The organism is Aeromonas sp. SCS5, from assembly GCF_001887375.1.
Lineage (GTDB): Bacteria > Pseudomonadota > Gammaproteobacteria > Enterobacterales > Aeromonadaceae > Aeromonas > Aeromonas jandaei.
In genome coordinates this window covers 475,593-496,085 of sequence record NZ_LFCS01000003.1, presented here as the reverse complement: position 1 = coordinate 496,085, position 20,493 = coordinate 475,593, and the positions used below count along the sequence as shown (strand labels likewise).

Below are 20,493 nucleotides of genomic sequence, written 5' to 3'. Positions count from 1 at the left end.
AGAAACAGCAGCAGTTGATGGAGCAGGGAGCGACTAATGGGAGGCCTCCGGCGCCGCTTCCAACAGATAGCCCAGCCCGCGCAAAGTGGTGATCACCACCCCGCTGCCCACCAGCTTTTTGCGCAGCCGGTGGATATAGAGATCAATGCTGTCGAGCCCCGCCTCGTCATCGAGATTGAACACCTGCTCGAACAGCTGCCCTTTGGCGACGGGGCGCCCGTGGCGGTACATCAGCGCGGTCAGCAGCGCCTGCTCGCGCGGAGTCAGGGCCAAGCGGGCATTGGCCAGCAGAAAATAGCCGTCGGGGTGCAGGGTCAGGCGTCCCAGTCGCAGCTCGGCGCCGCCACTTTCGCTGCGCCGCAGCAGGGCCCGCAGCCGGGCATCCAGCTCCCCCAGATCGAATGGCTTGGCCAGATAGTCATCGGCACCGGCATTGAGGCCGCAGATCCGCTCCTCCACCGCGCCGCGGGCGGTGAGAAGCAGCACCGGCAACCCCTGCCCTCGGCTGCGCAATCGGCCGAGAACCGCCAGCCCGTCGAGCTTGGGCATCTCGATATCGAGCACCGCCAGCGCGTATTTTTCGTGGCGCAGCAGATGATCGGCCCGGGCGCCATCAGCCACCCAATCCACCGCGAAACCGGCGCTGGTGAGTGCCCTCGACAGCCAGTGGGCCAGTTCGTGATTGTCTTCTGCCAACAGCAAGCGCATCCCTATCCCCTTGTTCTTAACGACGGCGTGCAACCACAGTGCTGCAACTGCATCCATTCACTCTGCCTGAGCGGAACAAGGTGCGATCACGGTCACACTCCCGCCAATTGGTCAGCGATTGAAAGGTGAATGAAAGGTTGTTGTTTTAACAATTTCGCATCACTTCGTCCATCGACGGAGTCACACCGAGAAAAAACAACGACAAGATGGAGCACACAACCATGAAGCAACGCACACATCATGCCCTCGCCCTGCTGACCCTGCTCGGCGCCCTGCCGCTGCAGGCGGCCGAGAGTGCCACCGCCCCGAGCCGTACCGAATGTATCGCACCGGCCAAACCGGGCGGTGGTTTCGATCTTACCTGCAAGCTGCTGCAGGTGAGCCTGCAGGAGACCGGCACCATCGACAAACCGATGCGGGTCACCTATATGCCGGGCGGGGTCGGTGCCGTGGCCTACAACGCCATCGTGGCGCAGCGCCCTGCCGAGGCGGGGACTGTGGTCGCCTTCTCCGGCGGCTCCCTGCTCAACCTCTCCCAGGGGAAATTTGGCCGTTACGGGGTGGATGATGTGCGCTGGCTGGCGGCGGTAGGAACCGATTACGGCATGATCGCGGTGCGCCACGATGCCCCCTATCAGAGCCTCAAGGATCTGGTGAACGCCATGGCAAACGACCCCAACAGTGTGGTCATCGGGGCGGGAGCCTCCATCGGCAGTCAGGACTGGATGAAGACGGCGCTGCTGGCCAAGCAGGCGGGCGTTGATCCGCACAAGATGCGCTACGTCGCCTTTGAAGGGGGCGGCGAGCCGGTCACTGCACTGCTGGGCAACCATGTGCAGGCGGTCTCTGGCGATCTGAGCGAGATGGTGCCCTATATCGGTGGCGACAAGCTGCGGGTGCTGGCGGTGTTCGCCAAAGAGCGGCTGCCCGGCAAGCTGGCCACCATTCCTACCGCGAGGGAGCAGGGTTATGACCTGGAGTGGCCGGTGATCCGCGGCTTCTATGTCGGCCCCAAGGTGAGTGACAGCGAATACCAGTGGTGGAAAGAGACCTTCGATCAGCTGGTGAAGACCGATACCTTCAAGGCGCAGCGGGATCTGCGCGGCCTGTTCGAGTTTGACCTGACCGGAGATGCGCTCGACAGCTACGTCAAGACCCAGGTGGCGCAATATCGCGAGCAGGCCAAGGCCTTCGGTCTGGCCAAATAGGAGTCGCAGCCATGAGCGATCGCATCTTTGCCGCCATCTGGCTGCTGCTCTGTCTGGCGGGGGCCTCCCTCGCCTGGCAGTACCAGAGCGAATACAGCTATGAGCCGCTGGGGCCACGCCCCTTTCCGCTCGGGATCCTCGGCCTGATGGCTCTCTGTGCCCTGTTGCTGCTGCGCCGCCAGCCGGACACCGTCAGCTGGCCGCCGCTGCGTACCCTGCGCCACCTCGCCATCATGGTGGCTGCGCTGGCCGGTTACGGCGCCAGCTTCGAGTGGCTGGGCTTTCCGCTGGCTACCGCCCTGCTCACCTTTGTGCTGGGGCGCCTGTTTGGCGCCTCGGCCAAAGCCGCCCTGCTCTCCGGCATCGTCGGCGGGCTGGTGCTCTATTTCGCCTTTGACAGGCTGCTGGATGTCACCCTGCCCCTCGGCGTCTGGTTCTCTTAAGGAGTCAATATGGATACCTGGATGTACCTCTCCCAGGGCTTTGCGGTGGCACTCACACCGGAGAATCTGGTGATTGCCCTGATCGGCTGCTTTGTCGGCACCGTGGTCGGCCTGCTGCCGGGCCTTGGCCCCATCAACGGCGTCGCCATCCTGTTGCCGCTGGCCTTTGCCCTGAAACTGCCCCCCGAATCGGCGCTCATTCTGCTCGCCACCGTCTATATCGGTTGCGAATATGGCGGGCGGATCTCCTCGATCCTGCTCAACGTACCGGGAGATGCCGCCGCCATCATGACCGCGCTGGATGGCTACCCCATGGCCCAGCAGGGCAAGGCAGGAGTGGCCCTCTCCATCTCGGCGGTCAGCTCCTTTGTCGGCTCCATGCTCGCCATCGGGGGGATCATTCTGTTCGCCCCGGCGCTGGCGCGCTGGTCGCTCGCCTTCGGCCCGGCTGAGTATTTCGCCCTGATGGTGTTCGCCATTGCTTGCCTTGGCAGCATGATGAGCCAGAACCCGCTCAAGTCCTTTATGGCGGCGCTGATCGGGCTCGGGCTCGCCACCGTCGGGGTGGATGCCAATACCGGCATCTATCGCTTCACCTTCGACAGCGTGCACCTCTCGGACGGGGTGCAGTTTATCGTGGTGGTGATCGGCCTCTTCTCGGTGAGCGAGATCCTGCTGATGCTGGAGCACACCAGCGGCGGCGGCAAGCTGGTGCGCACCACCGGGCGGATGCTGTTCAACTTCAAGGAGCTGGTCTATTGCACCGGCACCATGCTGCGCTCCTCCACCATCGGCTTCTTCGTCGGCATTCTGCCAGGGGCTGGCGCCACCATCGCCAGCGCCATCACCTATATGAGCGAGAAGCGGCTGGCCGGCCCGAATGCCAAATTCGGCGAAGGTGACATTCGCGGCGTGGCGGCGCCAGAGGCGGCCAACAATGCCTCCGCCTGTGGCTCCTTTATCCCCATGCTGACCCTGGGGGTGCCGGGGTCGGGCACCACGGCGGTGATGATGGGGGCGCTGACCCTCTACAACATCACCCCGGGCCCCACCATGTTCACCGAACAACCCGATGTGGTGTGGGGATTGATCGCCGCCCTCTTGCTGGCCAACGTCATGCTGCTGGTGATGAACATCCCCATGGTGGGTATTTTCACCCGTATGCTCTCCATCCCGCTCTGGTTTCTGGTGCCCGCCATCGCCAGCGTCTCGGCGGTGGGAGTCTATGCGGTGCACAGCACCACCTTCGATCTGCTGCTGATGGTGGGCCTCGGGGTCTTTGGCTACCTGCTGCGCAAAATGCACTTCCCCATGTCACCGCTCATTCTGGGCTTCGTGCTGGGTGAAATGCTGGAGCAGAACCTGCGCCGCGCCCTCTCCATCAGCAATGGCGACACCGCCATCCTGTGGAGCAGCAGCATCAGCCAGACTCTGTTGGTGCTAGCCATCGTGGTGATCGCCCTACCCCCGCTGGTACGCCTGCTGCGCCGCCGCAACCCAGTCGTGGCCGCCACAGATACCAGCGCAGAGCAAAGCTCCTGACAACCGGGGTGTTCTGCACACACAAGCAAGAAGGGCCCCACATGGTGGGGCCCTTCTTATTTCATCGAACAGCACAAAGTTGTGCCAGAGGTCATGACCAAAGAAAGCTGTCAGATAAAGCCCGTCAACAGGCTGGACGATGCCACGCAAAAGGATGTGCAGATTGCTGATCGCAAAAATAGAGCAGCCGAACCGAAAAGTGCAGTGGACACATTGGCGACATTCGGACAAAACAAAAAGGCCGCTATTTTTAGCGGCCTTTGTAAGTCATTGATTTTAATGGTACCCGAGGCCGGAATCGAACCGGCACGACGCGAACGTCGAGGGATTTTAAATCTGATTCAGCCCCATGAGAAAACAAGTACTTACATAAAAATCAAAGAGTTAGTTAACCAATAACAGCCAAAAATGACCACCCATTTAAAATTTTGTCGCCACTTTGTCGCCACTCTAACGCAATCCGACTGTCGATTTCCGAAGGCTATGGTTGGAGGACCTACAGCGAACAACTATAGGCCCCTCAACTTCCAAACACCACCAAAGTGATCAGCTACCTACCCCATACAATTCACACAACCTCTCAAAGTTAACGCCCATTTGTTGAAGAACGTTCTCTCTCTTATTGAAGAGAATCGACAACAACTGTCTCCTTACACTTGAGTCTCCCAAGTGAATAGCTCTGTGACAGCACGGACACAACGAAACAATGTTACCTAGTTGATCCAGGCTAAATTGGAAAGCTGTTTGCTCTGACATCGGTATCAGGTGATGGGCCTCCATGAAATTTCGTCCCGTTACAGGAGAGAGAAACGTTTGATGTAGTGGTTCTACTTCACAAGTGAAGTTACTCTGCTCGATAGCAGCTTTCGCTATTAGCGGGTCTCGCGTATAAACAGTACGAACCTGCTCAACAGGGACTCCAGCTTGTGAAGACATGATATTTTGCTGATATGAAAGATCCTCATTATCTTGTGCAGCAAGAACCGACATCAATCCCGATACTTGCGATGCTTGGTTTAGACCGTCCCAAAATTGAGCCCAAAATGCAGGCGAGATAAAACCCACGGTTGGGTATTGGTCACGTGGCCTACTGAAAATAATGAAATAATCTCCTGTATTTCCCGCATACCCTCTGGTCGTTTGCATATACAAACGCAACTCATTTCCAGCACTTTTTGGATACACTATTGGTATATCAAGTACAAACGACTCCATCAAATTCTGAGGATTAAGGACAGAAAACCAATGGCGGTCAGACAAGCCATCATCTATCGCTCCACCACGCCGTTTGATACTTGTCAGTGCAAGTTTTTGCGACAAAACAAATCTCTCATCCGAGTCCAAAGTCACACTACGGTCACCATTAGCTTCCCGTTCAGTAACAATTGAATAAGCCCCGAAAGTAGCCCCCAAAAGCTGAAGCTGCTCGTCAGTCATCATCGTCATAAATCATCTCCTATCACATTGGGCAAGAAGCAGGCCCAAGCCTGTTTCACACAGAGCACCAATACCCTGTATTACAGGGAGACAGATTACCCTGTAACACAGGGAAGTCAACACCCTGTAATACAGGGTGAAACAAGGTGCTGATATAAAAGAACTTATTTAAGAGGCGACATCATTTTGAGCTGAGCATAGCCAATGGGTTCAACCTTACAGCATCTTCCAAGTGATCAGGGGCAAAGTGTGCATACCGCATGGTCATAGCGATGGTGGAGTGACCGAGGATCTTCTGCAGCACCAAGATGTTGCCGCCGTTCATCATGAAGTGGCTGGCGAAGGTATGGCGCAGAACGTGGGTATTTTGCCCGGGTGGCAGTTCCAACCCTGCCCGTTCGACCACCATCTCGAAAGCACGATAGCAGTCACTGAACAGGCGGCCACGCTTTCTGGGCAACTGGGCATAGAGCTCGGGGCTGATGGGCACGCTGCGACTCTTCTTACTCTTGGTACGAGTGAAGGTGATGCGGTTGGGGGATACCTGAGACTGGGTCAGCTCTTCCACCTCAGACCAGCGTGCGCCGGTGGCCAAGCAGAGTTTCACGACCAGCAGCAGATCGGGGTTTGGACTCTCGGCGCAGGCAGCCAGCAGGCGCTTGAGTTCGTCAGGGTACAGGAAGGCAAGTTCGGCCTCGGCCACCTTGTAGGCTCGCAGTCCATCGAGGGGGTTTTCCCCCTGCCACTCCCCTAGCCTTTTCAGTTCGTTGAACACTGCACGCAAGTAGGCATGTTCGCGGTTAACCGTGTTGGGAGTGACGCCCTGTTTCTCTTGATTGATGGCGCGTCGATCGGTGATATCGCCCGAGAGTCGAGCTTCACGGTAGGCGGCAAAATCGCGAGCGGTGAAGTTAACCGCCAGCGGGTCACCGAGAGCGTGGCACACCGTCAGCAGCTTGGATTTACGAGCCTCACCATCGCGCAGACTCTGGCCATGGCGACCGAACCAGAGTTCCACCAGATCGGAAAGACGCCGACCATCGGTTGGCTCCCCCTGCCCTTCCAGCCAAGGTTTGCCCTTGTCCGGATCCAGCACAAAACGCTCGAACGCCAGTGCTTCACCCTTCGTGGCGAACTGCTTGCGGATCCGGGGGGAGTTGGGGTTTTCCTTGCTTGGCCGACCTTTCGGATAGATCTCGACCAGCCACTTTCCCGATGTTTGTTTTCTTACTGCCATAGTTCCCTCTCACAGATAACTGTGATTTTATACAGCACATAAGCAACTGTTAGCAGGGTTTGATCGAAGCTGCAATAAACATGAAGGAATGAACATAGGCCAAACTCTGCATTCAATTCGACTGATCTGTCCAGTCCAGCCGCTGCTCGGCAACGCTGCAGAAGACATAGGCATGAAAATGAGGACATTTCCCCTGATACCAGCCCAATTATTGTTGGCCACTAGTACATCCCCTAGAAACTCAGACTCCCACCCAACTGGGGATAGTGCGAGTAATAGAGAAGATAGCAATAATTAATTTATAAAACATTTGAGAGGTATCAGTTATTAACCGATACCATCTCATTTATCAACTGACATAAAATATAGTGTCAATATAAAAACATCTAATACTACTCAGACTTACCAAGCATTGGATTCGAAGAACTACTTGGTAGTTCTTCCGCCCTAGCCTGAGTTTTCCATGCTATTTCAGCAATTTCTTTAATTCTATCTACTATTGGTTTTGCATCAGTACCTAGCTTACCAAGCACAACCCCAGCATCTCCAACCAGTCCCCAGAAACGATCAAGGTCAGATATCCGTTTATGCAGCTCTGATTGTAAATGCTCTAGCCTTTTTAAAAGGCGCTGACGATGCTTTTGCTCTAGGCTGTTACTTTCAGATATATGTGCTCTCAACTCATTTATTAACAGCTGCACTCTTTCCAAGTCACCTTGAGAGAACTCATATGCGAATACTTTCTTAAAAACATCACTATAACGCTGGGTGTATTCACTTATTTTATCTTTCAGTAAGTACTGGTTATATTTACTTTGTACCTCACCGAGGTAAGATTTTAGCTTTACACAATTCTCGTTAATGCTAGATGTAGCTTCAGGGAAAGTAAGCCCTTCATCATCATGCCCTTTCTCTTGCATCACCAAGTTAATAAATGATGCCCCCTCCCATAAGACCTCATGTTCTTCCTCAGTCCAACTTTCAGGGTTATTTATTATTTCAAGATGAATTTCAATTTTCCTACAAGCTTCAGGAATGCCCACATATGGATTATCTAAAACATGCTCAATGAATTTTCCATCAAATAACATACTATCCTCTCAATAATATAAATATTAATCTACTAGCGATCCCCTAATACGTAACCAGTCTTCTTCATTAATGATTTGAATATCACATCCTTTTTCATTTGCCTTGATGGCGGCTTCAATCTTGCGTCCATGGCTGGTGAACATCCAATCACGGCTGGCGAGACTTCCGACGATCAGTACATTAAGATGCGTAGTAACCCCCTTCACTGGGGAAGCGCCAAGCATCTTTGCTTGCTGCTCAAGATTGTGACGGGTATCGGAGAGGAACTTTCCGGTGAAGCAGACTGTTTTACCTTGGAGACTTTTAACATCTCCATCTGCAAAAAACTCGGTCGCCATTCCTGCAGCTAGACCTGATTCAGTGAAGCGCTGGCCAGAGATCTGTTTTACAAGCTCCAACAGGTCTTCTCGTTCTTCTTCAGTGATCATGCCATCGGCCAGAATATCGTTTAGGCGGTTGAACAGCAGACTACCAGGCCATGAGGCCAAGAGGTCACGATGTTTAAGCAACAGTGAACTGAGGGCGAGTACTTCTTGCTCAACAATGTTGCTATCAGCACTAATACCCTGTAGGAAACCAAGCAGCATGTTAACCAACGCATCCATGTTGTCATGCTCAATTTCGTTGTACTGCAATACATCGTTGAGTAGGTTCAGCAAGTCTTCTTTTTCATCTGCAGTGATAACACCGTCTTCGAGAACGTCATGGATGAGGTCTTGAATATCGAGGAAATCGCCATCCCTTTTGAACTCGGAATCCGATTTCAACCAAGTAGCCATGAAGAGAATTTCAGTATCATTGAGACGCTGATCCGCTGTGATTCCGCTCAAAATACCGTGGAGGCTGATCAGGGCTTTTTGCTTATTGCGCTTGTAACCAAATGACATTGGCACATCATTAAACTCCGACATGTTTTCTCCCTAAAACGTCTTGTCAGCCCAAGCATGTCGACCAATGTTCTTGTCATCTTGGTTTGGCTATAAGCTGGCAATGGATGCAAAAACAGGGCGCATTAGCGCCCTGCTTGTCTTTTTCTAAATATTCTGTGTTCTACCATCACGCCGATGATCTGGATGTGCTGCCGATCGGAGTGCATGGTGGGGTAATCATCGTTGAGGGGGACCAGTTCAAACACCTCTTGCCCGTTCTCATCGATGCCGCGGGGCCGGTACTTTTTGAAAGTAGCCTCGTTACTACCGTTCTTGGCCACGACGTAATCCCCGGGTTGCGGCGCTTCGTCGGGGTCAACGATGATCAAATCTCCCTCTTTGAACTGCGGCAACATAGAATCGCCACGCAACCAAAGGCCGAAGCCAAACGGGCCGATCTCGCCGCTTGCAGATACGAACTCAACGTTGCCATCGAAGGTTGTGGCCTGCTCGCACATCTCCCGCCAGTTGCCCGCTTGGACATAACTCAGAATCGGGATCCGCTTGCCCGGCAGCATCACTGCCGGTTCGACGTTGTGATATCCAGGGATCGGCTCACTTGTAAGCAACTCCGAGCCATCACTTCCACCACCCAAAAGCCAGTCAACGGTAACCCCCAGCGCTGCCGCTAAGTCATTGAGATAGCGGCCTTTCGGCTGGTTCAAACCGGACTCCCACTTTCCGACAGAAACGTCACTCACACCAATGGCTTTGGCAAGCGCCGTCTTCGACAGATTAAGAGCCGTTCGTCTACTGAAAATGCGATCACTAATTGTCATCGCTCTAGCTTAACCTCGGCAATCCGAACAAAAGGTTGATCCTTTACCGAAGTTAAGTTAGCCTCACGTTCATCCTAACTTAAGGTCGAAAAGGAAGGTTATGAAAAAAGAGGACGCAATCAGCTACTTCGGAAGCGCAGCAGAGTTAGCCAGATCTTTAAACATCTCAGAGCCGGCTGTATCTCGCTGGGGAGACACCATCCCCAAAGGCCGAGCCTACCAAATAGAGGTGTTGACCGGTGGCAAGTTGAAAGCCGATCAGCACAACACCGCGCAAGATCGCGCGTAACTGAACTCGCAGGAGGCAACCATCCATGATCATAGCCCCTATCCACATAGACACCCCGGTTTGCACGGTCGAGAGCTTCTCCGAGCGTACCGGCCTGACCCAGCGCACGGTGGAGAACTACGTGCGAGCCGGGCGCATTCCCATCATGCCCAAGCAGGGCCGTGCTGAAAAAGTGCTGATCAACCTAGTGCTCTACACCCAGCAGGCCATGAATCAGCCGGGTCTGGAACCCATCTCGAAACCTGTGCGCACACCAAGAGTGTCGCGCAAGCAGCGGGATGAAGACCATGTTTGAACAAACTTGCAGCAAACATCCGCACTGGGTCAGTGCCTGCCAGCGCTTTGCGGCGAACCACAACGTGGCCGAACTCGCCAACCAGGCAGGCATTAACCCGCAGACCCTGCGCAACAAGTTAAACCCCGACCAGCCCCACGAGCTGACCGTAGTCGAGCTGATTGCCATCACCCAGGCAAGTGAGGGTGATGAAACCCTCTTCGATGGCGCCCTGTTCTGCTGTGGCCTGACTGCCATTGCCATCCCCGAATCGGAGAAGAGACCGAGCCTGGCCCATCAGGTGATTGACACCACGGCCAAGGTGGCAGGACTCGGCGCGCAGGCGCTGACAGTGGTGGAGAGCGGCCGCGTCACCAAAGGGCAGCGCAATGCTCTGGTCGGTGCGGCGACAGCGGCCATGGGCAACCTCGCCCTGCTGATCACCGAGATCGAGCACAAATACCAAGCCATTCCCTCTCTGTCTTGTGCGCTGGATATGGCGCGCATGGCGGCCGGGGCTTAGGAGAAGCCATGAGACTGATTTGCCCCCACTGTGGTGCCCGCGCCAGCACTCGCACATCCATTCGGATGAGCCCGCTTTGCGGCATCGCCACTTATCAATGCAGCAATGTGGATTGCGGCCACACCTTCAAGGCGGGGTTCGAAATCATTGCAACCATCAGCCCCAGTGCCATGCCCAATCCGGCCATTGTGCTGCCCATTGTCCCGCGCAGGGTGAAAGAGGTGGCCCAGTGATCCCCTCACTGGCCGCCAGATTCTGCGCCCAGGTGAAGGAGAAACCAACATGCAACACACCCAACACGAACCCCGCAACATCGCCGGTCTGACCGCCGAGGAGCAGGTGCTGATGAATACCGCAGGCATTGCGCTGTTGCGGGAGCACCTCAATCGGGCGGGTTCAAACCTCGACGGTGATTGGCTTAATGCGCCCAAGACCAAGCGCGTCGCCATTTGCACCATCGCCCGCCAGCCGTGGGATTCGCTGATGATGGCGACCCTCTCAGCCCTGCCCTATCAGCAGCGTGAGGCGATCCGCCTTGCGGTGATTGCGCTGGATTATCAGTCGCTGTTTCACAGCGGGTGCGACCCCAAGGTGTGGCACCCGTCGGTGAAGGTGATGCCAGCAGAACTGGCCGAGCGGAAGAAGAGAGAACAGGCCAAGCGCCAGCAACTGGATCATGCAGTGCATGTCGCTGGCCAGATTGGCCAAGCAGGCCCGAGATCCATCGGGCACTAAAAAGCCCGCTTAACGGAGGTGCAACTCCAAGCGGGCCTTTATCAACAACGTATGAGGAAGTCGACATGGCAACTTTAGCGATCCCCTGCGCACTGCGCAACCTTCGCATCCAGCAACGCAAGCTGACGGGCCGATATGGCGCCCGTCTGAGCCAACACCCCGACGGTGTGGCGCTGCTCGAGCGTTCCACCGCACTGGCTTGGGCTTCTCTGTTCAGCCGCATCAACCCCTGCACACCTCAACAAGGAGCCTGACCATGACCGCACAACCGACCCAAATCAATCTGCTCAACCACCATGCCGCCAAGCGCCTGCGCCAGTTGCGGGAGCAGTTGAAGCTGAGCCGCCCGAAGTTTGCCGACCTGCTGGGTATTCCACCCACCACGCTCAAGAACTACGAGCTGGGATACCGCGAGATTGGCGGCGGTTTGTTCCTGCTGATTGCCAACCACCCGGAGCTGAAACGGCACATCGACTGGCTGCTGACCGGCATCGCTACGCCAGAGGTGCAGGCATGAACAAGCTATTCCATCCCGTATCAGAGCAAGAGGCGCTGGCAGAGTTGCCGCTCCTCCAGCAACGGCTGACCGCCAAAGCTCGCCCTGCCTCTTTTACCTATCGGGGGTCAGAGGGCAAATCCCTGTTAGTCCAGGCGCAACAGTCATTGCGCTGGCACCAGTTGTTTCACCACCTCAACCGGAGGGCCCGCCCATGAGTGACGCCATCAAGATTGCCAGCCAGGCGCCCAAGGTGATCGAGGGTCTACTGGCCGAGATGTTTGCCGCACGCGCCGAGGATAACCGCATCGCCTTGGGCGCACTCTACTCGGGGGATGAATACATCCAGGTGCAACTGGTGGTGACCAGCAAGCCTGCGGATCTGCTCGATGACGATTTGGTGATGGGGGACGAGGCATGAGCACCACGCTGTTCACCCTGGCCAGCCTGAAAGAGTGGCTGGCCCAGAACGAATCGAAACTGCTGCCGACAGCCCCGCTCTGCTGTGGTGGTGAACTCGGTATCTCGATCCGCATCGAGGCGGGCCATATCGCCATCGATGAGCCGGACTTTCAGGCAATAGATGAGGCATACGATGAGCAACTTCGAACTGTTTGAGCTGGACGCCCAACAAGAGCAGAGCGAAGCCGGCCCTGCTCATATACAGCCCACCACACCGGTCAGCCAGCTGACCACCCACTGGTTTGCCGCCCGTGCCGAGTTTATCGCTGCGGGCAGCGATGCCAGAGGCAACCGGGATCCGGTGGCCGAGCTGCTGGCGCTCGGCGCAATGCGCACCGTCTACTGGTTGGCCGTTGCCAATGTGGAGTTGGCGCTGGCCCGGGAAATTGCCGAGTGGTGGGCCGAGTGCGCACCACTGCATGGACAGGGGGAGATCATCAAATGAGCCATGGACTGCAATGGGAGCTCACGCTCCTGCAAGATCGCTGGCAAGCCACCTACCGGGAAGACGCGGCTCGGCTGCGCCTTTATCAGCGGGAGCTGGCCCATGCGCGCCGACTACCTGCCCGCCCCCACGCCAGTATCAGGCAGTTGCTGCGCCAGTGTGCGGCCGCTCGCCGATTGAAAGAGCACGCCCAAATGAGCGTTCGCGGCTGCCAATCCCACATTAAACAGCTATCCGGTTATCTCTCTGCATGACCAGCAAGACCAAACGCCTGCCGCTGTCGAAAAGAACGCTGCGGCAGCGCATCGATACCCTTTGCAACTCTCTGCTCGGCGTCAACTTTGACGCCGCTTTTGCTGGTGACCGCGGCCAGTACGATCTGATCTGGGCCATGCAGTTGCTCGATGGGCTCTCCCCCGAGTTGACCAAGAACCTGTTCAAGCAATACATCCGCCGCCGCAAAGAAGGCAGCTTTAGTCATTGCCGCTCTGCCAACATCTGGTTGAGGGAGCGAACCAAGTGGGTGCGGATGCAGCTCCAGGCTATCCCGGTCGATCCGAAACAGATGCGCGATGACACCGGCCGCAAACAGATTGCCCACCAGTTCGCCAACCAGACCGCAGCCATTTACAAGCACATCGAGCAGGGCATCAAAGAGGGCGCCGAGCCGGATCTGCTGCAGACCTGGGAGCTGATGCGCCAGCCTGCAGACCAGTGGGGGTTTATCGGCGAGCTGCCAAAGTTCAAATCCGACGAGGTGCGGGATAACTGGATCCTGAGCGTGATGGTGCGCCTGCTCTCTGCCAAGTGGTGGGAGAAACGCGTCAACCGCTGCTGGGACAGGCTACAAGAGCACATCAATATCCTGCTCGGCAAAGTGCGCAAGGGCGTGTCGGCTTATGTATCGAACGCCACCATGAAGGTGGTGCGCGAACGCAAGCGGGCCATGATGCGCTGGCTGGGCGAGTCGGAAGTGGTGAACGAGCGTTATGGCCTGGTCGTGTCGATGAAGGATTGCTGGGAGGCCAGCGTTTCCAACCCGATCAACCGCCGCAAAGAGATGATGACCAGGATGCGCGGCTTTGAGGACTACGCCGAGGAACAGGGTCATGTGGGGGTGTTCTTTACCTGGACGGCCCCGAGCAGCTTCCATGCCTGGAAGACCGGCCGTAACGGCAAGACCATCGAGAACGACAAGTACCAGGGCGCAACACCGCGCGAAACCTGTTCCTATCTGGCCAAGCTGTGGAGCCTGACCCGCGCCTCACTCAAGCGAAATGATTTACCTGTTTACGGCTTTCGGGTCTGCGAACCGCACCATGACGGAACCCCGCACTGGCACATGCTGCTATTTATGCGCCCGAGCGATCGCAACAAAGTGATCGGCACCTTGCAGCACTACGCACTGACCGACGACAAGAGCGAGCTGGTTCGCTCCACGCCAGAGGCGGCCTCCTTTACCGACATAACCCCCCGCTTTGACTGGAAAATCGTTGACCCTGACAAGGGCGATGCTACCGGTTATCTCGCCGCCTATATCGCCAAGAACATAGATGGCGAACACGTTGATGGGGATGACGAATCGGGTACCCCGGCAGACGTGGGCGCCCAACATGCTTGCGCGTGGGCCAGTTGGTGGGGGATCCGTACCTTCCAGCAGATCGGCGGTGCCCCGGTCGGGGTATGGCGCGAGCTGCGCCGTATCAGCAACGCCAAGAAGAATGGCGATCTTGTGGGACCGCCCAAGCCTGTGTTGCAAGACCCGCGCTTTGAGGCAGCCCGCTTTGCCGCTGATAACGGCATCTTTCGCTGTTACCTGCAAGCCATGGGCGGCGCACTGGCGACCCGTGCCGAACACCCGATCAAGTTGGCCCACCTTATCGAGGAGCAGGCCAACAGCTACGGAGAAGACATCAAGCGACTGATGGGCATTACCTCCGCTCGCCTTGGCATCAAGACCCGCCTGCAAGGGTGGGAAGTGATGCCTGCAGGTACCTATGTTGCCAATAGAACAGACGAGATTGCAGCGAGGGGGGTTGGGGTTAAGACGGGCGACAGCCCGGCACCTTGGAGCTCTGACAATAACTGTACGCGACCAGATCCTGATGCCTTCTCAGACCAGATCATGAGGGAACAATGGGGTTTATCACCCTTCTCTATCGACCGATTGCGGGCTGGAGCCTGTGTCAGCTCGGACGGTTTCACCCTTTGGCAGGAGAACGGCCAGCTGCAGTCGTGCCGATCGTTACCAAGCGAACCAGATTGGCAGCCGGAGGGGCTACAGCCTGCCGAACAGGACCTGCCTGATGAATACGCGGTACCAGAGGGGGATGAGGACTGGCCGATGCTGATTGAGCTATGCGGCAAGGTCTATGAGGCACAAGGCCATACTGGGACACACCGCTGGATCGAGATGCTGCCGCAGCCCTATCAGTCACACATGTGGGCAGAACTGGAGAAGCTGGACATCCCGGAGTGGCTGCAAGAACAGAACGACGACAGCGAGGAGTGGGTATGAACAACAAACATACTGTCAGCCGCAAAGAGTACCGCCGCCTGGATAATCGGGTGACCTGCATTCTCGAACAGCGCTGGCCCTGCCGGCCATCACCGACGAGGTGCCAAACCCGTTTCATACCAGAGCCAACCACCCTACCGTGCCGGTGTACTCAACAGATGGCAGCCCTGTTGGCCGCCGCCATATCGTGGAGGAGCTCACGCCCGTGGACATCGGCGGCACCATCCGCTGCGCCGTCACCGGCCGCACCCTCTGGATAGCGCCGAGTAGCCCAACCGATCGCGCCAACCGGGATGCCACGGCACAGCTAAATCCCATGTACAAGTCAGCACTGCACCACGTAGTAGATAACCACCGTCAAACTGAAGCAGTAGAGTAACCATGAAAAACATCGACAAGGAACAGGCCCGTGTGATTGCTGGTAAGTTGCTTCTCGACTGCCACATTCTGGATACCCAAACCACCAAGCTGGATAGCCAAGCCGAGATAGTGGAGATCAGCATCAAGGGATAGGCCACCTGCAGGTCTACCTAGTCCGCCGCCCTGTGACTGAGCGTGTTTTCAGTCGCAGCCCTCTATTCTCCGTACACTTCACATTTTATTTGTTATAACAAGTTAAGCGCTACATTGCGTGACACCAACGAGAGGCTCTGCCTCTCTTTTTTATTATTCAAATATAAGGAGAATTTTATGGTGAATACTCTAATTCGAGTAATTTTGCAGCCAGGTGTGTATCCGAGAAGCTCGAGTTGCGCACGTTTGGTTTGTTACACTGACAAAGTCGCGTACTTTGTGCTGCGATAATACTTCGAAAGGGGGCGCTATTGTGCCCCCAATCCCTTAAGAACCAGTTGCCGCCCCTCTGGCCTCTGCGACCCCACCAAACTCAGCACCAGCTGGTTCGCAGTCTTGGCTGACGAATTCAGGGTGTGGGCGAACAACAAGATGGCTACATTTTGCATTTATGCACCAGCAAAAATGGATCACTTCACCACTGGCAGCTCGTCGAGCGCAGTGGTATAGCGGGGGCTTAACTGCTCCCGCTTCATCATCCACTCCCGGGTGTCGCGGCCACGAGCCGCGAAGTAGACCTTCCCCAGCCGCCCCTGGTTGATCTTGTCGATGACCTGCATCAGCGCCTCGCTGCGTTGGGATGGATACTGGTCGGCGAACAGGTCACCCTGCTGCATGTTAGCAGGGGTGAAATCGGCCAACATCACTCCCCCTTTCTGGTAGCGCTGCTCATCGCGCCAGATGCGTGGGAGCAGTTCGGGGATCAGGGCCAGCAGCGCCCGGGTGTCATGGGTGGGCATCGCCAACTTGGTACTTACCTGGTTGCCGTAATAGGGCTCCCGGTCGCTGAACGGGCTGGTGCGAATGAACAGGGTGACATGGCGGCAACACATCCCCTCCCCCCGCAACTTCTCGGCGGCCCGCTCCATGTAGCCGGCCAGCGCCTGGTGCATGGGGCCTATCAGGGTGATGCGCTCGCCGAAGGAGCGCGAGCAGATGATCTGCTGCTTGGCCTGTGCCTCTTGTTCCAGCTCGGCGCAGGGGATCCCCCGCAGCTCCTGCACCGTGCGCTCGACCACCACGCCATAGCGGCGACGCAGTGCCTTGGGCTCGGCGGCGACCAGATCGGCCACCGTCTTGATGCCCTGAGCCTCCAGCTTGGCCGACAGCCGCCGACCAATGCCCCATATCTCGTCAACCGGGGTGATCGCCATCAGCCGAGCGCGCCGCGCTTCATCCCGCAGATCCACCACGCCGCCGGTGGCCGGCCACTTCTTGGCGGCGTAGTTGGCAAGCTTGGCGAGCGTCTTGGTGGGGCCGATGCCGACCCCCACGGTCAACCCGGTCCATTGCTGCACCCGCTCGCGGACTTGGCGGCCATAAGCCACCAGGTCGCCCGCCCACGACTCGCTCAGCTCGATAAAGGCCTCGTCGATGCTGTAGACCTCCACCGCCGGGGCCATCCCCTCCAGAATGGTCATCACCCGGTTCGACATGTCGCCATAGAGGGCGTAGTTGCTGGAGAACCAGACCCCGCCCATGGCCTCGAAGAATTGACGGATCTGGAAATAGGGAATCCCCATCTTGATGCCCAGCGCCTTGGCCTCCGCCGAACGGGCCACCACGCAGCCATCGTTGTTGGAGAGCACCACGATGGGCCTCCCCTTGAGGTCGGGCCGAAACAGCCGCTCGCAACTGGCGTAGAAGTTGTTCACGTCGACCAGGGCGACGGCGTTGAGCTTGTTCATGGGGTATCCACCTGGTGCACGATAAAGGAGACCACCCCGAAGATTTCCAGCTCCTGCCCCTCACTGAAATGGATGGGCCGATAGGCAGGGTTGCCAGGGAGCAAGGCCACCGTGGGATCAAGCTGCAGCTCCTTGACCGTGAACTCGCCATCGACCGCGGCAACCACCACGCTACCGTGGCGCGCATTGCGGCTGCGGTCGACGACCAGCAAGTCGCCATCGCGGATCCCGTGGTCGACCATGCTGTCACCGGCCGCCCGCACGAAGTAGGTGGCCGCCGGGTGGGCAACGCATAGCTGATTAAGGTCGATGGTCTGCTCGGTGTAGTCCTGTGCCGGCGACGGAAAGCCGCAGGCCACCGGGGAGAGGAACAGGGGCAGCTCCAACAAGGGAGCATCTGGAGCGGGTTGAGCAAACATGCTGGCAATCTCTGCATTACTGTATGAATACACAGTATAGCAAGCCACCAAAAGCGGATCACCGTTCGGCGTTTGGCTCCGGCTTCACCTAAGGTTCAATCATTGTGAAAGGGATCAATAAGTAGGCTAAATTCAAACGCTATGATTCAAATGCTTATCTGTCACACCTAATAATCAGGAGGATATGTGGAAAATCGAGTAAAGCTGCAGCCAGGCGAGACCCTGAAGAGGGAAAGCTCTCGTACAAAAGGTTCGATGGGAGAAACCGATATTGTGACCTATTCAGTGCTTAACGCAGATGGAGCCGTTGTCGGCAAGGTTGTTCATACTGACGAAGTCACCCTTAACGGCCTCAACAACAGGCAGAGCATTCGCCAAACTGATCTCGCTGGCAACGTAGTGGTTGAAGAATATTGGAGTGAGTGAAGACATCAAGCCTGTAGGGATAGCTCAACACCTATAGGCTTGTCTGCTGTTGTGTATGTTACCTGCCGAAATTAACGTCCCCTTCCTTGTGTAGAACCGTTACCCTGCCGGCGGTGTTGTGCTGCTGGGTGGGGTGGTTGTGGCGTATCCCGTATTATTGTGGGTTGCTTAGTGTCGCGCTGTTGTGCGCTGTCGATGACATAATGGGGCAGTTGCATCTATCCCCTGCTCGAGGTGGCCAAACACCGCGAGGCCAGCACCTACTACTCCATCATCCACAAATACCCGCTGGCCCTAGCCGCCGCCCCCAGCGCATCTTAGTCGACAAGGCCCGCCATGTGCAGCCCTCCACACACAGCAACCGTGACTGGAACAGGTTGATCCCCCACCTGCACCACCTGCCGATGCCAACGAGTTGGTAAATGTGACCGGGCTAGTTCAAACGGGTACCTTAGTTGTGTAAAATATTCGTTGTCACCAATTAATTACTCTTACCAAGAGTAGAAAAGAGCGATGAATGAACCAACTAGTCGAAAATTTTAAAAAAGTAAGTTCGTATATACCTAAAGCATTGTCATACTCATTGCCGCTTAAAATTGCAATTGGTTTTCTGCTGACAGCTCTCGGGAGCTCAAGCGTATTAGGGTTCCTAAGTGAGCTGGCCGTATATAAATATGCTTTGGTTAATGGTTTCAGAGTTCCCGTTGAAGGCATTCCGTACTTACGACCAACAGTAACGATCATCAGCTTGCTTATATTGTTAGTGGCATCATTGACCTTTCTGCTCACCTATTCACTTGCAAAATATTTTTCAGCTTCATTGGCATTTCCTGATCAAGTCATTTCATTGCTATTGTCTTTATTAAAAATTAAAGATTCCACATATCAGATTAAATATATAATGGAAGAGTTAGAATATGTCAGCACTCTCAAAGCTATATTGTTGTCAGCAATAACATCAGTCATTATTTGCATCATCATCACTTTAATCATTAAATACCAAGAATTCGTAGTTTTAAACATAATAAACGAAACATTACGGGTGCATTTAGATTACAAGCCAACCATGGTTATCAATAATATAAAAGCCATCGCTGCTATATTCTTAATGACATTCGCAATAAATTTAACCGTATTTAAACCTACGCTAACAAGAGGTGTTTCGCTGTGTATGGCAGGAGCATCTGTACTAATGATTTCTCTTTTCATGTTTAACAATACTTTATACTCTGGCTTTTTGAAAACAGCCGGTTTTGGTGGCGAGCGCGAAATCACAATATATTCAAACGTAAATCAGCAATCCATCTCAGGAAAGCTACTAATCCAAAGTAATGAACGCTACGTCATATTATTACCCAACAATAACATTGTTGAATTCCCTGCAAATAACGTTAGTCGAATCAAATATTTAAAACATAAATGGAATGAATAATGCTGATATCTAAAGAATACCTAACAGTATTGGGACCCATAGTTGCAGCAATAATTGCAGGCAGTATTTCTTTCATTGCCACCGTTTTGTCTAAAGACCAAAAAACATCCGAATTTAGGCAGGTATGGATAGATTCACTCCGGGATGAAATATCTGACCTATTAGCCATATCAAATACTCTCCTTGCCGTAATATCCAGAAAAGAACACGAAGGTGAGAGCCAAGAAAATATTTTAGAGTATATGTACGAAAGGCAAGATGACATAATGAAAATGAGCGCCCTTATTACAAAAATAGAATTAAGATTGAATCCTAAAGAACACTCTAAGTTTATATACATGCTAAACACACTTAGGGATTTTGCTCATGAGCAATCGATTGAAGAAAATGAGATAGATGCAAAAAAAATAGTAATTGAAAGTCAAAAAATCTTAAAGAAAGAATGGACAAGAGTAAAGTCAGGCGAACTCTCCTTCAGATTAATAAAATGGGGTTCGCTGACTGTATTTTTAATTTCATCTTTTGGTGCTGCATTATATGTCAGCGAACACATAGTTATCACATATGTCCCTTAATGCGCTGACTTAGGGGGTACGGCGCAACTTGTTGATTACGCATATTCTGACAACCTCTGGGTAGGATGAAAGGATCTGAAAGATTGTGAAGGATCGCAACAAGGATCCCGCGCCTCGCACGCGGCCAGTGCTGGTGCGGGGAGCTGCTACCCGCCCCCAGTCGTTCACCTGCATGATTTTCCACACATAAAGCGCGCAGGCGAGGCGGGGTCCCGATTGCGCGCGCTGGGTGTTGAGGGGCCTTTCGAGGCTCCGCTCAATGC

Annotated in this window: 29 protein-coding genes and 1 pseudogene; 21 read left to right on the top strand and 9 right to left on the bottom strand. The window is 55.0% G+C overall.

Annotation, left to right across the window (positions count from 1 at the left end; translation table 11 throughout):
- Nucleotides 1–33: 33 nt before the first annotated feature.
- The gene (gene tctD / locus BS300_RS05440; RefSeq protein WP_071911288.1) at nucleotides 34–708 is read right to left on the bottom strand and encodes a transcriptional regulator TctD; all 675 of its coding nucleotides are present in this window, start codon (nucleotides 706–708) and stop codon (nucleotides 34–36) included.
- A gap of 221 nt (nucleotides 709–929) precedes the next feature.
- On the opposite strand from tctD, the gene BS300_RS05435 reads away from it, so the two are divergent.
- The 4 genes from BS300_RS05435 (at nucleotide 930) to BS300_RS05420 (ending at nucleotide 4,300) form a co-directional block, all read left to right on the top strand.
- A complete protein-coding gene (locus BS300_RS05435; protein WP_071911286.1) occupies nucleotides 930–1,916 on the top strand; it encodes a tripartite tricarboxylate transporter substrate binding protein in 987 nt (328 codons plus the stop codon).
- Nucleotides 1,917–1,927: 11 nt separating this feature from the next.
- Nucleotides 1,928–2,359 carry a tripartite tricarboxylate transporter TctB family protein gene (locus BS300_RS05430; protein WP_041208499.1) on the top strand — a complete coding sequence of 144 codons (432 nt, stop codon included), beginning with the start codon at nucleotides 1,928–1,930 and terminating at the stop codon, nucleotides 2,357–2,359.
- 9 nt (nucleotides 2,360–2,368) lie between these two features.
- Complete coding sequence (locus tag BS300_RS05425) at nucleotides 2,369–3,901, top strand: tripartite tricarboxylate transporter permease (RefSeq protein ID WP_043849443.1); 1,533 nt, start codon at nucleotides 2,369–2,371, stop codon at nucleotides 3,899–3,901.
- Between the two features lie 93 nt (nucleotides 3,902–3,994).
- On the top strand, nucleotides 3,995–4,300 hold the full coding sequence (locus BS300_RS05420) for a hypothetical protein (RefSeq protein ID WP_071911284.1): 306 nt from the start codon (nucleotides 3,995–3,997) through the stop codon (nucleotides 4,298–4,300).
- Nucleotides 4,301–4,447: 147 nt separating this feature from the next.
- Here the strand turns inward: BS300_RS05420 and BS300_RS20895 are convergent, their stop codons facing one another.
- The 5 genes from BS300_RS20895 to BS300_RS05395 all read right to left on the bottom strand — a co-directional run bounded on the left by BS300_RS20895 (nucleotide 4,448) and on the right by BS300_RS05395 (nucleotide 9,375).
- On the bottom strand, nucleotides 4,448–5,347 hold the full coding sequence (locus tag BS300_RS20895; protein ID WP_083593388.1) for a hypothetical protein: 900 nt from the start codon (nucleotides 5,345–5,347) through the stop codon (nucleotides 4,448–4,450).
- A 172-nt stretch (nucleotides 5,348–5,519) separates the two neighbouring features.
- On the bottom strand, nucleotides 5,520–6,575 hold the full coding sequence (locus BS300_RS05410) for a site-specific integrase (RefSeq protein WP_071911282.1): 1,056 nt from the start codon (nucleotides 6,573–6,575) through the stop codon (nucleotides 5,520–5,522).
- A 392-nt stretch (nucleotides 6,576–6,967) separates the two neighbouring features.
- A complete protein-coding gene (locus BS300_RS05405; RefSeq protein WP_071911281.1) occupies nucleotides 6,968–7,666 on the bottom strand; it encodes a hypothetical protein in 699 nt (232 codons plus the stop codon).
- Between the two features lie 24 nt (nucleotides 7,667–7,690).
- Entirely contained in the window at nucleotides 7,691–8,578 is an 888-nt protein-coding gene (locus BS300_RS05400) for a BRCT domain-containing protein (RefSeq protein ID WP_071911279.1), read from the bottom strand.
- A gap of 101 nt (nucleotides 8,579–8,679) precedes the next feature.
- Nucleotides 8,680–9,375, bottom strand: a complete 696-nt coding sequence (locus tag BS300_RS05395; protein WP_071911277.1) for a S24 family peptidase — start codon at nucleotides 9,373–9,375, stop codon at nucleotides 8,680–8,682.
- Nucleotides 9,376–9,475: 100 nt separating this feature from the next.
- On the opposite strand from BS300_RS05395, the gene BS300_RS05390 reads away from it, so the two are divergent.
- From BS300_RS05390 to BS300_RS21530, 14 genes are all read left to right on the top strand, one after another.
- Nucleotides 9,476–9,664, top strand: a complete 189-nt coding sequence (locus BS300_RS05390) for a Cro/CI family transcriptional regulator (RefSeq protein ID WP_071911275.1) — start codon at nucleotides 9,476–9,478, stop codon at nucleotides 9,662–9,664.
- Nucleotides 9,665–9,689: 25 nt separating this feature from the next.
- Nucleotides 9,690–9,959: a regulator gene (locus BS300_RS05385; RefSeq protein WP_071911273.1), complete on the top strand. Its 270-nt coding sequence runs from the start codon at nucleotides 9,690–9,692 to the stop codon at nucleotides 9,957–9,959.
- Nucleotides 9,952–10,461, top strand: a complete 510-nt coding sequence (locus tag BS300_RS05380; protein WP_071911271.1) for a phage regulatory CII family protein — start codon at nucleotides 9,952–9,954, stop codon at nucleotides 10,459–10,461. Before BS300_RS05385 ends, BS300_RS05380 begins: the two co-directional genes overlap by 8 nt.
- A gap of 8 nt (nucleotides 10,462–10,469) precedes the next feature.
- Nucleotides 10,470–10,694 (top strand): ogr/Delta-like zinc finger family protein, encoded by a 225-nt coding sequence (locus tag BS300_RS05375; protein WP_005351998.1) that lies wholly within the window; start codon nucleotides 10,470–10,472, stop codon nucleotides 10,692–10,694.
- A gap of 49 nt (nucleotides 10,695–10,743) precedes the next feature.
- A complete protein-coding gene (locus tag BS300_RS05370; protein WP_071911269.1) occupies nucleotides 10,744–11,196 on the top strand; it encodes a hypothetical protein in 453 nt (150 codons plus the stop codon).
- Between the two features lie 65 nt (nucleotides 11,197–11,261).
- Nucleotides 11,262–11,450: a hypothetical protein gene (locus BS300_RS05365; protein ID WP_058056131.1), complete on the top strand. Its 189-nt coding sequence runs from the start codon at nucleotides 11,262–11,264 to the stop codon at nucleotides 11,448–11,450.
- Nucleotides 11,451–11,452: 2 nt separating this feature from the next.
- Complete coding sequence (locus BS300_RS05360) at nucleotides 11,453–11,713, top strand: helix-turn-helix transcriptional regulator (RefSeq protein ID WP_071911267.1); 261 nt, start codon at nucleotides 11,453–11,455, stop codon at nucleotides 11,711–11,713.
- A gap of 193 nt (nucleotides 11,714–11,906) precedes the next feature.
- On the top strand, nucleotides 11,907–12,113 hold the full coding sequence (locus BS300_RS05350; RefSeq protein ID WP_019445397.1) for a hypothetical protein: 207 nt from the start codon (nucleotides 11,907–11,909) through the stop codon (nucleotides 12,111–12,113).
- A complete protein-coding gene (locus tag BS300_RS05345) occupies nucleotides 12,110–12,310 on the top strand; it encodes a hypothetical protein (protein ID WP_071911263.1) in 201 nt (66 codons plus the stop codon). Before BS300_RS05350 ends, BS300_RS05345 begins: the two co-directional genes overlap by 4 nt.
- Nucleotides 12,288–12,599, top strand: a complete 312-nt coding sequence (locus tag BS300_RS05340; RefSeq protein ID WP_071911261.1) for a hypothetical protein — start codon at nucleotides 12,288–12,290, stop codon at nucleotides 12,597–12,599. The genes BS300_RS05345 and BS300_RS05340 overlap by 23 nt, the downstream gene beginning before the upstream one ends.
- A complete protein-coding gene (locus tag BS300_RS05335; protein ID WP_071911259.1) occupies nucleotides 12,596–12,853 on the top strand; it encodes a hypothetical protein in 258 nt (85 codons plus the stop codon). Before BS300_RS05340 ends, BS300_RS05335 begins: the two co-directional genes overlap by 4 nt.
- Complete coding sequence (locus BS300_RS05330) at nucleotides 12,850–15,117, top strand: replication endonuclease (RefSeq protein ID WP_071911257.1); 2,268 nt, start codon at nucleotides 12,850–12,852, stop codon at nucleotides 15,115–15,117. The genes BS300_RS05335 and BS300_RS05330 overlap by 4 nt, the downstream gene beginning before the upstream one ends.
- Nucleotides 15,118–15,322: 205 nt before the next feature.
- Entirely contained in the window at nucleotides 15,323–15,496 is a 174-nt protein-coding gene (locus tag BS300_RS21580; RefSeq protein ID WP_345769572.1) for a hypothetical protein, read from the top strand.
- A 2-nt stretch (nucleotides 15,497–15,498) separates the two neighbouring features.
- Nucleotides 15,499–15,630 carry a hypothetical protein gene (locus BS300_RS21530; RefSeq protein WP_275654994.1) on the top strand — a complete coding sequence of 44 codons (132 nt, stop codon included), beginning with the start codon at nucleotides 15,499–15,501 and terminating at the stop codon, nucleotides 15,628–15,630.
- Between the two features lie 308 nt (nucleotides 15,631–15,938).
- On the opposite strand, the pseudogene BS300_RS21575 reads toward BS300_RS21530, so the two are convergent.
- The 3 genes and pseudogenes from BS300_RS21575 to umuD form a co-directional block, all read right to left on the bottom strand.
- A pseudogene (locus BS300_RS21575) lies at nucleotides 15,939–16,095 on the bottom strand (transcriptional regulator); the annotation flags it as partial.
- 5 nt (nucleotides 16,096–16,100) lie between these two features.
- Nucleotides 16,101–17,378, bottom strand: coding sequence for a translesion error-prone DNA polymerase V subunit UmuC (gene umuC, locus BS300_RS05320; protein ID WP_071911255.1), 1,278 nt, complete (start codon nucleotides 17,376–17,378; stop codon nucleotides 16,101–16,103).
- Nucleotides 17,375–17,797, bottom strand: a complete 423-nt coding sequence (gene umuD, locus BS300_RS05315; protein ID WP_071911253.1) for a translesion error-prone DNA polymerase V autoproteolytic subunit — start codon at nucleotides 17,795–17,797, stop codon at nucleotides 17,375–17,377. The genes umuC and umuD overlap by 4 nt, the downstream gene beginning before the upstream one ends.
- Nucleotides 17,798–17,983: 186 nt before the next feature.
- Between umuD and BS300_RS05310 the strand changes: the two genes are divergently transcribed.
- From BS300_RS05310 to BS300_RS05295, 3 genes are all read left to right on the top strand, one after another.
- Nucleotides 17,984–18,223 carry a hypothetical protein gene (locus BS300_RS05310; protein WP_071911251.1) on the top strand — a complete coding sequence of 80 codons (240 nt, stop codon included), beginning with the start codon at nucleotides 17,984–17,986 and terminating at the stop codon, nucleotides 18,221–18,223.
- A 517-nt stretch (nucleotides 18,224–18,740) separates the two neighbouring features.
- Nucleotides 18,741–19,655 carry a hypothetical protein gene (locus tag BS300_RS05300; protein ID WP_071911249.1) on the top strand — a complete coding sequence of 305 codons (915 nt, stop codon included), beginning with the start codon at nucleotides 18,741–18,743 and terminating at the stop codon, nucleotides 19,653–19,655.
- Nucleotides 19,655–20,230 carry a hypothetical protein gene (locus BS300_RS05295; RefSeq protein ID WP_071911247.1) on the top strand — a complete coding sequence of 192 codons (576 nt, stop codon included), beginning with the start codon at nucleotides 19,655–19,657 and terminating at the stop codon, nucleotides 20,228–20,230. The genes BS300_RS05300 and BS300_RS05295 overlap by 1 nt, the downstream gene beginning before the upstream one ends.
- Nucleotides 20,231–20,493 lie beyond the last annotated feature (263 nt).

Bases quoted from the DNA above. Each gene is read 5' to 3' on its own strand.
- tctD (WP_071911288.1), bottom strand. From the start codon at position 708: ATGCGCTTGCTGTTGGCAGAAGACAATCACGAACTGGCCCACTGGCTG.
- BS300_RS05435 (WP_071911286.1), top strand. From the start codon at position 930: ATGAAGCAACGCACACATCATGCCCTCGCCCTGCTGACCCTGCTCGGC.
- BS300_RS05430 (WP_041208499.1), top strand. From the start codon at position 1,928: ATGAGCGATCGCATCTTTGCCGCCATCTGGCTGCTGCTCTGTCTGGCG.
- BS300_RS05425 (WP_043849443.1), top strand. From the start codon at position 2,369: ATGGATACCTGGATGTACCTCTCCCAGGGCTTTGCGGTGGCACTCACA.
- BS300_RS05420 (WP_071911284.1), top strand. From the start codon at position 3,995: ATGACCAAAGAAAGCTGTCAGATAAAGCCCGTCAACAGGCTGGACGAT.
- BS300_RS20895 (WP_083593388.1), bottom strand. From the start codon at position 5,347: ATGACGATGATGACTGACGAGCAGCTTCAGCTTTTGGGGGCTACTTTC.
- BS300_RS05410 (WP_071911282.1), bottom strand. From the start codon at position 6,575: ATGGCAGTAAGAAAACAAACATCGGGAAAGTGGCTGGTCGAGATCTAT.
- BS300_RS05405 (WP_071911281.1), bottom strand. From the start codon at position 7,666: ATGTTATTTGATGGAAAATTCATTGAGCATGTTTTAGATAATCCATAT.
- BS300_RS05400 (WP_071911279.1), bottom strand. From the start codon at position 8,578: ATGTCGGAGTTTAATGATGTGCCAATGTCATTTGGTTACAAGCGCAAT.
- BS300_RS05395 (WP_071911277.1), bottom strand. From the start codon at position 9,375: ATGACAATTAGTGATCGCATTTTCAGTAGACGAACGGCTCTTAATCTG.
- BS300_RS05390 (WP_071911275.1), top strand. From the start codon at position 9,476: ATGAAAAAAGAGGACGCAATCAGCTACTTCGGAAGCGCAGCAGAGTTA.
- BS300_RS05385 (WP_071911273.1), top strand. From the start codon at position 9,690: ATGATCATAGCCCCTATCCACATAGACACCCCGGTTTGCACGGTCGAG.
- BS300_RS05380 (WP_071911271.1), top strand. From the start codon at position 9,952: ATGTTTGAACAAACTTGCAGCAAACATCCGCACTGGGTCAGTGCCTGC.
- BS300_RS05375 (WP_005351998.1), top strand. From the start codon at position 10,470: ATGAGACTGATTTGCCCCCACTGTGGTGCCCGCGCCAGCACTCGCACA.
- BS300_RS05370 (WP_071911269.1), top strand. From the start codon at position 10,744: ATGCAACACACCCAACACGAACCCCGCAACATCGCCGGTCTGACCGCC.
- BS300_RS05365 (WP_058056131.1), top strand. From the start codon at position 11,262: ATGGCAACTTTAGCGATCCCCTGCGCACTGCGCAACCTTCGCATCCAG.
- BS300_RS05360 (WP_071911267.1), top strand. From the start codon at position 11,453: ATGACCGCACAACCGACCCAAATCAATCTGCTCAACCACCATGCCGCC.
- BS300_RS05350 (WP_019445397.1), top strand. From the start codon at position 11,907: ATGAGTGACGCCATCAAGATTGCCAGCCAGGCGCCCAAGGTGATCGAG.
- BS300_RS05345 (WP_071911263.1), top strand. From the start codon at position 12,110: ATGAGCACCACGCTGTTCACCCTGGCCAGCCTGAAAGAGTGGCTGGCC.
- BS300_RS05340 (WP_071911261.1), top strand. From the start codon at position 12,288: ATGAGCAACTTCGAACTGTTTGAGCTGGACGCCCAACAAGAGCAGAGC.
- BS300_RS05335 (WP_071911259.1), top strand. From the start codon at position 12,596: ATGAGCCATGGACTGCAATGGGAGCTCACGCTCCTGCAAGATCGCTGG.
- BS300_RS05330 (WP_071911257.1), top strand. From the start codon at position 12,850: ATGACCAGCAAGACCAAACGCCTGCCGCTGTCGAAAAGAACGCTGCGG.
- BS300_RS21530 (WP_275654994.1), top strand. From the start codon at position 15,499: ATGAAAAACATCGACAAGGAACAGGCCCGTGTGATTGCTGGTAAGTTG.
- umuC (WP_071911255.1), bottom strand. From the start codon at position 17,378: ATGAACAAGCTCAACGCCGTCGCCCTGGTCGACGTGAACAACTTCTAC.
- umuD (WP_071911253.1), bottom strand. From the start codon at position 17,797: ATGTTTGCTCAACCCGCTCCAGATGCTCCCTTGTTGGAGCTGCCCCTG.
- BS300_RS05300 (WP_071911249.1), top strand. From the start codon at position 18,741: ATGAACCAACTAGTCGAAAATTTTAAAAAAGTAAGTTCGTATATACCT.
- BS300_RS05295 (WP_071911247.1), top strand. From the start codon at position 19,655: ATGCTGATATCTAAAGAATACCTAACAGTATTGGGACCCATAGTTGCA.